The 12,392-nt window shown below is 62.2% G+C and carries 10 protein-coding genes; 7 read left to right on the top strand and 3 right to left on the bottom strand.

Going from position 1 to position 12,392, the window contains the following annotated elements; genetic code table 11:
- Positions 1 to 126: 126 nt before the first annotated feature.
- Together JAO77_RS12085 and JAO77_RS12080 are read left to right on the top strand one after the other, a co-directional pair.
- Positions 127 to 765 (top strand): RNA polymerase sigma factor, encoded by a 639-nt coding sequence (locus tag JAO77_RS12085; protein ID WP_198990634.1) that lies wholly within the window; start codon positions 127 to 129, stop codon positions 763 to 765.
- Positions 766 to 869: 104 nt separating this feature from the next.
- A complete protein-coding gene (locus tag JAO77_RS12080; protein WP_198990633.1) occupies positions 870 to 1,973 on the top strand; it encodes an energy transducer TonB in 1,104 nt (367 codons plus the stop codon).
- Between the two features lie 27 nt (positions 1,974 to 2,000).
- Here JAO77_RS12080 and JAO77_RS12075 read toward each other — a convergent pair whose 3' ends face one another.
- The 3 genes from JAO77_RS12075 to JAO77_RS12065 all read right to left on the bottom strand — a co-directional run bounded on the left by JAO77_RS12075 (position 2,001) and on the right by JAO77_RS12065 (position 5,815).
- Positions 2,001 to 3,128, bottom strand: a complete 1,128-nt coding sequence (locus tag JAO77_RS12075) for a proline iminopeptidase-family hydrolase (protein ID WP_198990632.1) — start codon at positions 3,126 to 3,128, stop codon at positions 2,001 to 2,003.
- A 112-nt stretch (positions 3,129 to 3,240) separates the two neighbouring features.
- Positions 3,241 to 5,427 (bottom strand): S9 family peptidase, encoded by a 2,187-nt coding sequence (locus tag JAO77_RS12070; protein WP_198990631.1) that lies wholly within the window; start codon positions 5,425 to 5,427, stop codon positions 3,241 to 3,243.
- Positions 5,428 to 5,638: 211 nt separating this feature from the next.
- A complete protein-coding gene (locus tag JAO77_RS12065; protein WP_198990630.1) occupies positions 5,639 to 5,815 on the bottom strand; it encodes a hypothetical protein in 177 nt (58 codons plus the stop codon).
- 212 nt (positions 5,816 to 6,027) lie between these two features.
- Here JAO77_RS12065 and fumC point away from each other — a divergent pair, with 212 nt between their 5' ends.
- The 5 genes from fumC to JAO77_RS24130 all read left to right on the top strand — a co-directional run bounded on the left by fumC (position 6,028) and on the right by JAO77_RS24130 (position 12,340).
- Positions 6,028 to 7,431: a class II fumarate hydratase gene (fumC, locus tag JAO77_RS12060; protein ID WP_198990629.1), complete on the top strand. Its 1,404-nt coding sequence runs from the start codon at positions 6,028 to 6,030 to the stop codon at positions 7,429 to 7,431.
- A 292-nt stretch (positions 7,432 to 7,723) separates the two neighbouring features.
- Complete coding sequence (locus tag JAO77_RS12055) at positions 7,724 to 10,693, top strand: DUF7948 domain-containing protein (protein ID WP_198990628.1); 2,970 nt, start codon at positions 7,724 to 7,726, stop codon at positions 10,691 to 10,693.
- 119 nt (positions 10,694 to 10,812) lie between these two features.
- Complete coding sequence (locus tag JAO77_RS12050) at positions 10,813 to 11,400, top strand: GNAT family N-acetyltransferase (protein WP_198990627.1); 588 nt, start codon at positions 10,813 to 10,815, stop codon at positions 11,398 to 11,400.
- Complete coding sequence (locus JAO77_RS12045; protein ID WP_198990626.1) at positions 11,393 to 11,815, top strand: diacylglycerol kinase family protein; 423 nt, start codon at positions 11,393 to 11,395, stop codon at positions 11,813 to 11,815. Before JAO77_RS12050 ends, JAO77_RS12045 begins: the two co-directional genes overlap by 8 nt.
- A gap of 63 nt (positions 11,816 to 11,878) precedes the next feature.
- A complete protein-coding gene (locus JAO77_RS24130) occupies positions 11,879 to 12,340 on the top strand; it encodes a DUF6970 domain-containing protein (protein WP_235998393.1) in 462 nt (153 codons plus the stop codon).
- The last annotated feature ends 52 nt before the right edge of the window (positions 12,341 to 12,392 follow it).

The following is a 12,392-nucleotide window of genomic DNA, read 5'->3' as shown; positions in this document are numbered from 1 at the left end:
AAGGAGCACCGGCCCGCTGCGTGGCCGGTGCTCCTTTTTTTGGGCCGGGCGTGTGCATTTCGAGGCGAAGCGGCATCCTGCCAGTGGCAGGCCGCGGGTGTTTGCGCCCACTCGTACCTTGCCGCCGTGTTGTTTCGTCGCCGCACTACCGTCGTTCCGTCCGCTGCCCTCTCCGACCAGGAGGTGCTGGCGCGCTATCGCCAAGGCGGCGACGTGGCCGACCTAGGCCTGCTCTACGAGCGGTACCTGCCCGAGGTGTTTGCGGTGTGCCGCCGCTACCTGGCCCCGCCCGACGAAGACGCCCAGGATGCGACCATGCAGCTATTCGAGCACTTAGTGGTGAAGCTGCGCACCCACGTGCCCGATAACTTTGGGGCCTGGCTCTACGCCACGGCCCGCAACCACTGCCTCATGGAGCTGCGGGCCCGGCAGCGCGGCACCGCCAGCGGCGGCCCCCTCCTACTGCTGCCCGACGCCGCCGATGTGGAAACGGCCGCTGCACGGCATCTGCCCAATGCCGCCGATGAGGCCGAAGAAACCCAGCAGCACGAAGCCGACCTGCAAGCCTTGGAGCTGGCCCTAAGTCAGCTGCCGCCTGAGCAACGCCGCTGCCTCGAGCTGTTTTATCTAGAAGAAAAATCGTATCAGGAAATAGTGGCCGCCACTGGGCTGGCCCTCAACCAAGTAAAAAGCCACCTCCAAAATGGCCGCCGCATGCTCAAGCGCAGCCTGCACAAAGAATTGAGAATGAACAATAACGACTAAGGCGAAAGTTGATTGTCATTGCGAGCGTAGCAAAGCAGTGATAACCGTTTTCCTCCCCTACCTCAGCTCCTAATCCAACACTTAAAACTCTCCACTCAAAAAAGATGCTGCCCACCAACCCGCTGTTGAACGCCACTACCCCGGCCGGCCCGCACCTGCCCGTGGGCTTGTTGCGCCAGTATGCGGCGGGCACGCTGGCCCCGGCCAGCCAGCACCGCGTAGAAGCCCACACGCTGGCCTGCCCGCGCTGCGCCGATATTCTGGCTGGCTTGCAGCAAACCTCTGCCGCCACTACCGACCAAGCGCTGGCTCAACTTCAGCAGCGCCTGCGCCAGCGTGTGCAGCAGCAAGCCGCGCCCGCCCGTTTCGACCGCGAAGAGCGCCGCAACCGCTGGCTGCTGCCCCAGCTAGCCGCCGCCGCTGCCCTGTTGCTAGGCCTAGTGGCCGGTGGTTGGTGGGCCTGGCAGCAGCGCCATGCCGCGCGCACTACTACGGCCGTGGCCGTGGCGCCCGCAGCGGCACCAGTAGAACCTGTAACACCGGCTGCCCCTGCCTCGGTGACATCGTCCGAGAGCGAAGTAGCCAGCGCTCCCCCCCTTGCAGCAAGCAAGCCGGCGCATGCTAGGGCTGCGGCCCGGCCCCGGCGCACTCATGTCGCCAGCAGCAGCGCCCGCCATGCGCGCCAGCAGCCCACGCAGCAAACTACTTCGGCTGCCCCGATGCCCGATGCGCCTCTAGCCGCCAACAGTGCCAAACCTGCGGAGGAACTGCCCGTGGCGCCGCCCCTCGCCAGCAGCGCGCCCGCCGCCACGGCCGATACGAGCCATCTGCGGTTTACTTTGAAGGCTGCTGACACTCAGCTCACGCGCCCAGTAGAAAGCGCACCTAGCCGGCAAGCCCTGATGCCGGCTGCCCCGCCCATTGCCCCGGCCCCCGCCGGTGGCTACTCGGCTATGCGTGAGAAGCTGCGCCGCGCCGCCGCCGAGTTTCAGCCCGAAGCTGGCGAGCGCCCGCTGTCGGGCAGCGTGCAGCTGCGGCTCACCATCGGGGCCGATGGCAAGATTCAACAACTCAAAGTATTGCACGGCCTACGCGCCGACTACGACGAAGAAGCCCAGCGCCTGGTGTGCGAAGGCCCCGGCTGGATACCCGGCATCAGCGGCGGCCGCCGCGCCGCCCAAACGGTAGATGTGACGGTGCCGTTTTAGCAGTAGTTGTGGGAAGAGGTGATTAGCCTACTTCGCATTCATGATATTTACCCTGGCCTTACTGTCAGACGATTCTGCTGCTAGCTGTGTGCCGGGCTTGATGGAACCGTCTTCCACCGACTTCAGGAATTTTACTAGGCCCGTCATATAGATTTGCTGGTCGTCGTACATGCTCATGTGGCTGCCGTTAGGGCAAATAAGCGAGTTACCCAGCTTGACCTGAGTCGCAATCCACTGCATGTGTGCCGGATCCATGGTGTCGTACTTGCCGCCGATGCTGAGCACCGGAATGGTGAGCCTAGGTAGGTCTTTGGTGCGGTCCCAGGTAGTGAGCTTGCCCGAAATACCAAACTCACTGGGCCCTTGCATCGTCACGTAGAGCGACTGATTTATTTTGCTCATGGCCCGCGTTACCGGCTCGGGGTTGGGCACGATGCGGCACAGGTGCTGCGCATAGAAATTGGGCTCCAGCAGTCCCATATAGCGCGGATTGCTGAAGTCCTTCCGCGCTTCAATTTGCCGGATTTCGGCTAGCACCTCGGGCTTTAGTTGGTTGGCCAGCACCTCATCGGCATAGCGGCCGTAGGCGGGGCAACTCATCATCATATTAGAGATTATAAGGCCCTTCAGGTTTTGCTGATACTTAAAGGCATACTCAGCCGCCAAGATGCCGCCCCAGGAGTGACCTAGGAGGTAAAAATTGTCCTTATCCAGATTTAGGGCTTTGCGCACCTGCTCTACCTCCTCCACATAGCGCGGCAGGCTCCACATGGCTGTGTCGCGGGGGTTATCGGAGTTGCCGCACCCTAGCTGGTCATAGTAGATAAACTCGATGCCCTCCTGTGGCAAAAAGCTCTCCATGCACTCGAAGTATTCGTGCGTGGCACCTGGCCCTCCATTAAGAAGCAGGATTTTGGTTTTCGGGTTGTTGCCGAAGCGCTTGGTCCAGACCTTAAACGTGCCCTTGGGCGTCGTTATCGGAATGACCTGCACACCGCCTGTTTTCACGCCCGTTTCAGGGGCAGGGAAGTAATCGGCCGGAACAGTGGTATTGGTTGTCACAACTTCGGCAGTAGCAGAAGTTTGCGACTGACCGCAACCAGACAGCAGCGCGCTGAGCACTACCAATGCCATCGAACAGGTGGAGAAACGCATTTTCATGGGGCGGGGAAAAGAAGAGCTAGAACAACGGTCATGCTTCACTGCCTAGACGCCAGATAAGCATGACCGTTCTCCTGGGTTTTGAAGTAGTTATATTGAAATCAACCTACTGCGCAGCCACCCCTTTGGTGTGCAGGTAACGCTCAAAAAACTCGTAGGTGCGCAGCATCTGGTCGATGCGCTGGCGGTTGTCGCCCGCACGGGTAAGCTCGTGGGTGCCGCCGGGGTGGCGCACGTACTCCACTGGTCGGCCCAGTACTTTGAGACTGCGAAACAGCATCTCGCCCTGCACGAAGCCCGTGCGGCGGTCGTTTTCGCCGTGAAAGAGGATATAGGGGGTCGTGATGTTTTCGACGTAGGTGATGGGCGACTCGCGGGTGAGTACCGCCCGCACCGCCGGCTGCCAGGGGTAGCCACCGAAGTAGTTGGGCACTAGGCGCCAGGCATTGCCCTCGCCGAAGAAGGTAGCTAGGTCATAGACCCCGCGCTGTGAGCAGGCCGCCTGGAAGCGGTGGTCATGGCTCACAATCCAGGCCACAAGGTAGCCGGCGTAGGAGCCGCCCGTCACGACCAGCTTGCTGGGGTCGGCCCAGCCTTCAGCCACGGTTTTGTCGAGGGCCGTGAGCACGTCGCTGCTCGGGCCAGTGCCCCAGTCGCGGATATTGGCCCGGAGAAACTGCTCGCCGTAGCCGCCCGAGCCGCGCGGGTTGCTGTATACCACGCCGTAGCCCTGGCTAGCGAAATACTGAAACTCGTGCCACATGCTGGCCTCGCCCGGCCCCCACATGGCCGACGGTCCGCCGTGGATTTCGAGCAGCAGCGGGTACTTCTGGCCGGCCTGGTAGGCAGTGGGTTTCATCACCCAGTACTCCACAGTCAGGCCCTTGTCGTTCACAAACGTGTGCTTCTCGGGTAAGGAGAGGCGCCAGGTTTTCACCCAGTCGTTGAAGGTGCCGGCGCGGTGCACTTGGCGCAGGCTAGCATCGGCCACGTACAGGTCGGAGGGGTTGCGCACGCCGGTTTGGGCGTACACCACATGGCCCTGGGCCACGGCAAAGCTTAGGATACCTGCGTCGTCGGCCGACAGCTTCTCCATTTTGCGCGTGCCAATATTTACTCGGTACAAGGGCACGCCGCCGTTGGCCTGGGCCGTGAAGTATAAATACTTGCTATCGCTGCTCCACGTGAGGCCGGCCGGTGTGCGGTCGAGCGGAACGGTGATGGCGGGGCCACCGCCTAGGGGCATTACCATCAGCTTGGGCACGGCCACGCGCCCGGTGGGCGACTGCTGAAACGCCAGCCACCGACCCGAGGGCGACACCGCCGGGGTGGCGTAGGCGGTACTGTCTTGGCTCAGCAGCGGGCGCAGGTGGCGGCCCTGGAGGTCGGCCATAAACACCGCGTTTTCCTGAGCGCGGTCGGGGTGGCGCACCGAGTCGATGGCTGCCAGCAGCAGCAGGTGCTGGCCGTCGGGCGTGAATTCGGCCTGGCTAAAGCGATAGAAACCGTGGGTAATGGCCACAGGCTGCGCGGCCGGGTCAGTAGCATTAATCAAGAAAAGCTGGGCCAGGCTTTTGTCGGCCGACACGTCCTTTTCGTCTTGAAAGTCCAGATTATCGAGCACCTTGGCTTTCTTGTCCAACTCGTTTTTATCGAGGTAGGCACGCACTTCAGCCAGATTGCCGTCGGCATTGGGCCGCGCCGACCCTAGGGGACTATTCTTGGTAAAACCCGGCTTCTCGTACGACCAGAGAGGGAGGGCCTTGCTAGCATTCAGCAGAGAATCCTTCACAAAATCGCGCAGTGGAATGGCCGCCCCAAACAGTACCTGCCGGCCATCGGGGCTCCACTTAGGGGCCGTGGCACCGTACTTGAAGCGGGTGAGCTGCCGGGCCTCGCCACCATCGGCGGGCATCACAAATACCTGTGGCTTCTCTTCTACCGTGCGCACAAAAGCTAGCTGCCGGCCGTCAGGGCTCCAGGCGGGCTGCGTAGCGCCGTCTTTGCTAAAAGTGAGCTGCCGGGGCACAGCCCCCGCCTCGGTGCCAATGGTATAAAGCTGGCTCAGGTTTTTGTAGTCGGCCTTGCTTTTCTCATCGGGCACCACGGCCAGCACCGTAAAGGCTGCCCGTCGGCCATCGCGGGTCAGGGTTACATTACTGAGCTGCTCAATTTTTAGCAAGTCAGTGACTTTTACCGGCTCGGGAGCCGGTTGGCCACTGGCAGTAGGCCGCGTGGGTTGGGCAGCCAGCGGCCCGGCCGCTAGTAATAAGAAGAGGTAGCGTTTCAGCATGAGTCAGGTTGGCGTGGCAAAAAATCAGCACCTCACGCCGCAAAACCTTGGCGGTAGGCCCTCGAAAGATAGCACTCCCTCCTTTTCGATACCTGCTGCTTTTCGCCTTATTGTGAAATTGCATGAGGTGTAAATACTACTCAGCACCACGCAAAAGCGCCGCGCCGCCTACAGTAGGCAACGCGGCGCTAGGGCCAAAATGCCAAGCAGACTAGCCGCTGTAGCCGCCGCCGCTTTCGGGCTCGGTGGCGCTGCCGCCAGCTTTGTCGGGCGTGGGCAGCTCCGATTCGGTATGAATCTCTAGGTGGCTGTAATCGGGCACGCCGTCGCCTTGCACGGGTACGGGCGGCTCGGTGTGGGGGTCGGGGGTGGGCGTAGGCTCGTTCATGGTAGATGGATGTAGGGGTAAGGTAAAAGTTACTTTTTAGAAGACAGCTAGTGGGCTTTACGGCGAGGGGCGGCAGATGGCTGCCCACCACCCGCTCACAGCCTTACTTTTGCCGTGTACCAAAACGGCTGTACTGCCCTGGCTTCGGTCGGGCACCGCTGGCCTTCCTCACTTCCTACTCGCCTACCCTCACTCCCTCATACCCTCTTAACATGAGCCAGTTCCGCACCGAAAAAGACACCATGGGCCAGGTGCAAGTGCCCGCCGACGCCTACTGGGGCGCCCAAACCCAGCGCAGCATCGAGAACTTCCCCATTGCGCAGGACATCAACAAGATGCCGAAGGAGATTATTAAAGCCTTCGCCTATTTGAAAAAAGCCGCCGCCCTCACCAACCGCGATGCGGGCGTGCTCGACGCTGAAAAAGCCGAGCTCATCGGGAAAGTAGCCGACGAGATTCTGGAAGGTAAGCTCGCCGACGCCTTCCCGCTGGTGGTGTGGCAAACCGGCTCGGGCACCCAGAGCAACATGAACGTGAACGAGGTAATCGCCTACCGCGGCCACGTGCTACATGGCGGCCAGCTCTCGGACGAGAAGAAGTTTCTGGCGCCCAACGACGACGTGAACAAGTCGCAGAGCTCGAACGATACCTTCCCGACGGCCATGCACATTGCGGCCTACAAAATCCTGGTAGAGACCACTGTGCCGGGCATCGAGAAGCTGCGCGACACGCTGAAGAAGAAGTCGGAAGAGTTTAAGAACATCGTCAAAATCGGCCGCACCCACTTTATGGATGCCACTCCACTGACCCTAGGTCAGGAGTTTTCGGGCTACGTATCGCAGCTCGACCACGGCCTGCGCGCCATCAAGAACACGCTGCCGCACCTGAGCGAGCTGGCCCTAGGTGGCACCGCCGTGGGCACGGGCATCAACACGCCTGCTGGCTACTCCGAGAACGTGGCCAAGTACATTGCCGAGCTCACCGGTTTGCCCTTCGTCACGGCCGAAAACAAGTTTGAGGCCCTGGCCGCCCACGACGCCATCGTGGAAGCCCACGGCGCTCTCAAGACGGTGGCCGTGAGCCTCATGAAAATCGCCAACGACATTCGGATGCTGAGCAGCGGCCCGCGTGCGGGCATCGGCGAGTTGCACATCCCCGACAACGAGCCGGGCTCCAGCATCATGCCGGGCAAGGTGAACCCCACGCAGTGCGAGGCCATGACGATGGTATCGGCCCAGGTGATGGGCAACGATGTAGCCATCACGGTGGGCGGCAGCCTAGGGCACTTCGAGCTCAACGTATTCAAGCCCGTCATGATTTACAACTTCTTGCACTCGGCCCGCCTCATCGGCGACGTGTGCGTGGCCTTCAACGACAAGTGCGCCGTGGGCATCGAGCCCATCCTGCCCAACATCAAAAAGCACGTTGACAGCAGCCTGATGCTGGTAACGGCCCTCAACCCGCACATCGGCTACTACAAAGCCGCCGAAATCGCGCAAACGGCTCACAAAAACGGCTCGACCCTGAAGGAAACCGCCGTGCAGCTCGGCTACCTCACCCCCGAGGAGTTTGACCAGTGGCTGAAGCCCGAGGACATGGTAGGCGAGATTAAATAAGTAGCACCCTAGGATAATGCCAGCGGGAGCTTCGGTGCACAGCGCCGGGGCTCCCGCTTTTTTTGGCACCGTGAGGTGCCTATGCAGCGGGCGATTGCTAGGCTGGGCACCGACAGGCCGGAAATGGTGCAGGTTACCCATTATTTTCACGCGTTTATTTCCATCTCTTTCCGTTTATATGGTTAAATATTTACAAGTTTTATTGCGTAGTCTTCCTTTATTAGGCTGCTTAGTAAGCTGCCTGCCCGCAAGCTCAGCGCCGAGTAAAGCCCCGGCGCCGGCCCTATCGTTTGTGGCTAACCGGGGGCAGTGGCCAGCCGCTGTTCGCTACCGCGCCAACCTGCCGGGTGGCACGGCCTTTCTGACTTCTACCGGGCTAGTTTATGACTGGCTGCTGGCCACCGACCAACAGCGCTTGCACGAGGTGCTAGAGCGCGACCCAGCCACGGGTGCTAGCCTGACGCTGCACCACCACGCCGTATTTGTGGATTTTGTGGGCGCCCAGGCCGTTGAGCCGGCCGGCGAGCAGCAGCAAGCCGCTTACCACAACTACTTTGTGGGCAACGACCCGCACCACTGGGCCGGGCACGTGCCTCTATACAAGGAGGTGCGCTATGCTGGGCTTTACCCAGGCACCAGCCTGCGTTGCCATGGCACGGCTGGCGGCCAGCTAGAGTACGATTTTGAGCTGGCGCCCGGTGCCACGCCCGCTCTCATTGGCCTGCGCTACCGCGGCGCGAGCGGCCTGCAGCTACTCGAAGATGGCAGCCTGCTGGTGCGCACCAGCGTAGGCCAGGTACGCGAGCAACGTCCAGTGGCCTACCAGCTTACAGCGGCCGGCGGCCGGCAGGCAGTGCCTTGCCGCTACACCCTAAGCGGCACTACCGTAGGCTTTGCGCTACCGGCCGGCTACGATGCCACCCGCCCGCTCGTTATCGACCCCGTGGTAGTGGCCAGCTACAGCCGGTCTACCTCTGACCAGCTTGCCATGGCAGCTACCTACGACGCGGACGGCAATGCCTACAGCTCGGGCTACTCCTATGGCGTAGGCTTTCCGGCCTCGCCGGGGGCCTACCAGACGGTTTCCAGAGGTAGCACCGAAGGCATTATTCAAAAATTCAACCCACAGTGCACCAACCTTTTCTACGCCACCTTCCTAGGTGGCAATGGCGACGACCGCGTTATCGCGATGCGCGTAAGTGCGGCGGGCGAGCTATACGCGCTGAGCGGCATAAACTCCACTAACTTCCCGGCCACGGGCGGCAGCCTGTCTATTACGCCCGGTGGCCAGGGCGACTTAGCCGTCACGCGCTTCAACGCGGCTGGGTCGGCTGTGCTGGCCAGCACGTACCTAGGGGGCTCGGGCAACGACACGCCCTATGCCTTCGGCTCGGTGGGCTCCCTGCGCTCCGTGAGCATTGGGGAACTGGTGCTGCACCCGAACGGCGATGTGCTGTTGACGGGCAGCACCGCTTCTTCTAACTTCCCGACTACCGGTGGCGCTTATTCGCAATCGTGGCGGGGCGTGCAAGACGTGTTTGTGACGTGCCTAACCGGCGGCGCCCTAGGGCTGCGCTGGAGCACCCTACTCGGCGGCAGCAACGTGGACTACCCGCGCGACCTGACCCTGACGGCCGCGGGCGAGCCCGTACTGGCAGGCATCACGGCATCGGCCGATTTTCCGGTTACTACCCGGGCCTTCCAAGCTACTACCACTAATTATACTGGCTTTGTAGCGCGCTTGTCGGCCACGGGGGCAGCCCTTGGGGCCAGCGCGCTATTTGGCCCAGCCAGCGTTACTAAAATAGCACTAGATGGCAATGGCTTGCCAGTAATTGCCGGAATAGCAGCCGGCAGCTTTCCGAGCGCTACGGCTGGTGCGGTGCAGCTAGGCAGCGCCACGTCTACGGCCACTTTTGTGGCGGGGCTATCGGCCGATTTTAGCCAGCTGCGCTACGTGGGGCGGCTGCCGTCGCTCGATGTCTTTGCTTTTCAGGTGGGTGATTGTGGACACTTGTACTTGGCTGGCTTCAACCCCTTTAGCTTGCCAGTGACCGGTGGCTTACTGGCAGGCTCCAATGCCAATGCCGGCTTTCATACCCTAACCCTAGATGTGGGCGCAGCGCGGCTCTTGTTTTACTCGCCTTTCGGCACCAACGGCGTCAACCACACGCACTCAGGCTCGCACCGCTTCACGCGGCGGGGCACGCTCTACCAAAGTATCTGCGACAACACCTTCTCCTATGCGGCGCCTTCCAACGCCTACGGCCCCACCAACCGCACCAATGGGTACGATGTCTTAACTATCAGCATCAACCAGGAAGTAGCCGGCGGTAGTGCCCCGACGCTAGCGGCCAGCATCATTCGGCCCGACTCGGCCTGCGCGCCTGCCCGGCTGCAGTTTGGCAATGGCAGCCGCAATGCCCAACGCTACCGCTGGACGTTTGGCGATGGCAGCCCGGCCGATACCTCCTTTGCCCCCAGCCACTTGTACGCGGCACCCGGCACCTACCGCGTGTGGCTACGCGCCCGCCGTGCCGCACTGGGCAGCTGCGGCAGCAATACCCTCGACTCGACGAGCGTGCTGGTACGCGTGCTGAGTGTACCGGGCCGGGCACTGCCCGCCACGACCGTGCTATGCCCCAACAGCCCCGTAACGCTGCAGGCCGTGGGCGGCGCTGGCTACAGCTACCGCTGGAGCACTGGCGCCACCACCCGCACCTTGGCCGTAACCCAGGCCGGCACCTACCGCGTGGTGGTGAGCAACGGCGCCTGCAGCACCCGCGACAGCATCGTGGTGCGCGCCGTGGCAGTGCCGCGGCTACCAGCCGACACTACGCTCTGCACCAACGGCAGCCTGAACTTGCAGGTGCAGGCCGCCCCCGGCAGCACCATTCGCTGGGATGGCGGCCAAACCACCAGCACCCTACCCGTGAGCACCTCGGGCGTGTATGGCGTGGCCGTGACTACCGATGGCTGCACCTTCACGCGGCAAGTGCGCGTGGAGCTGCGGCGAACCGTGCTGCCGCCCAACGTTATCACGCCCAACGGCGACGGCCTCAACGATGCACTGGAGCTGCGGCCAGCAGAGCCCGGCACTCGCCTGCAGGTGTTTAATCGCTGGGGCCGGCTAGTGTACAGCACCACCGACTACCACAATGATTGGGGCCGCGGCCAGTCACCGGGCCTGTATTACTACTTGCTGGAGAATGAGCGCTATTGCCAACCCTCCCTCAAAGGCTGGGTAGAGGTAATGCCCTAGGTGGCCAGCAACCCGTTTTAGTATACTATGCGCCAGCCGTAGCAAAATCTGTACACCGCTTACCCCGCTATACTCCGCTACGGCTGGCATATTTGCATAAACCAGCAGCTCCTAAGCCTATGAACTTCCTGCAGTCTGTTGTGCTCGAAAACAGCCGCGTGCGGCTGCGGCCGCTCGACACCGCCGATTTTGAAGCGCTAAAGCCCGCGGCGTTTGACCCGGCCGTGTGGCAGTTTACTCTCTCCCGCGCCGACGATGCCGTGAGCCTAGCCGACTACCTGGCCACGGCGGTGCTCGACCGCGAAGCAGGCCGGCGCTATGCCTTTGCCATCATCGACCGGGCTACGGGGCAGTTGGCGGGCAGCACCAGCTACTATAACATCGTGCCCACCGACCAACGCCTCAGCATCGGCTACACCTGGCTGGGGCGCGAATTTCAGGGCACTGGCCTTAACCGGGCTGCCAAGCACCTGCTGCTCAGCTATGCCTTCGACCACCTAGGCTACGAGCGGGTCGAGCTCGAAACCGATAGCCGCAACGAGCAGTCGCAGCAGGCCATGCGCCGCATGGGCGCCACCGAGGAAGGCACGCTGCGGCGGCACCGCCTCACGCAGGGCGGCGTCCGGCGCGACACGGTTATTTTCAGCATCATCCGGCCCGAGTGGGATGGGCTGCGCCAGACTGTCTTTCGGGAGTACTATGCTTGAAGCTGAGGAGCCTGAAACCTACGTGCCGCCCGCGGCCCTGCAGCGCAGCCTGCTCAAGCGCCGGGCGGCTAGCTTCGGGCACGCCTTGCGGGGCGTGTGGGGGGCACTGCGCTCCGAGCTACATCTGCAGTTTCACGCAGTAGCAACGGTGCTGGTGCTCGGCCTAGGTACCTATTTCCGGCTGAGCCCGACCGAGTGGGCGCTGGTGGCGCTGTCGGTGGCCAGCGTGTGGGCCGCCGAGCTATTCAACACGGCCATCGAAACGCTGACCAACCTGGCGTCGCCGGGCTACCACCCGCTGGCCGGCAAGGCCAAAGACGTGGCTGCCGGGGCCGTGCTGCTGGCGGCCCTAGGGGCCGTAGTAGTGGGCGGGCTGGTGTTTGGGCCCAAGGTGTGGGCGCTGCTGCTGCGCTAACTTTCCGGGCTGGTTGGCGTAAGGTGAAGCACTTTTATGCGTGCTCTTCTACCCTTTTCCGCTATGCGTCGCTCGCTCCTTTCGTTTACCGCGCTGGCGCTGCTCCTAGGTGCCTGCCAGCAAGATGTGGTGGTCAATACTCCTACTACGCCGCCCTCCGAGGGCTTTGTGCGCAACGTGGACACCCCCGCCCCCACCAGCACCAACACGGTAGATGCCGTGCCCGCCCGCGACATGCGCGTCGATAGCTCGGCCCGGCCGCTATGGCTGCGCCAGCACATTCAGAACATCTTGGCCACGCGCAAGCGCAACCCCGTTATCCGCATCGTGCGCTACCAGTACGAGGGCCAAACGGTGTACTACGAGTCGGCCCCTTGCTGCGACCAGCAATCGACGGTGTACGACACTAAAGGCAAGGTACTTTGCCACCCCGAAGGCGGCATTACGGGCAAGGGCGATGGCCAGTGCGCCAATTTCGACAAGCGCAAAACCAACGAGCTACTGGTGTGGCAAGACCCACGCTGATAGCAGTTTTTGAGGTATAAATTTCGTGTTTCGAGCTGGCAAAGCCAACTCG

Origin of the sequence: Hymenobacter sp. BT559 (assembly GCF_016427535.1) — a bacterium.
In the GTDB taxonomy this organism is placed as follows: Bacteria; Bacteroidota; Bacteroidia; order Cytophagales; family Hymenobacteraceae; genus Hymenobacter.
This window is presented reverse-complemented; position numbering and strand designations above follow the sequence as displayed.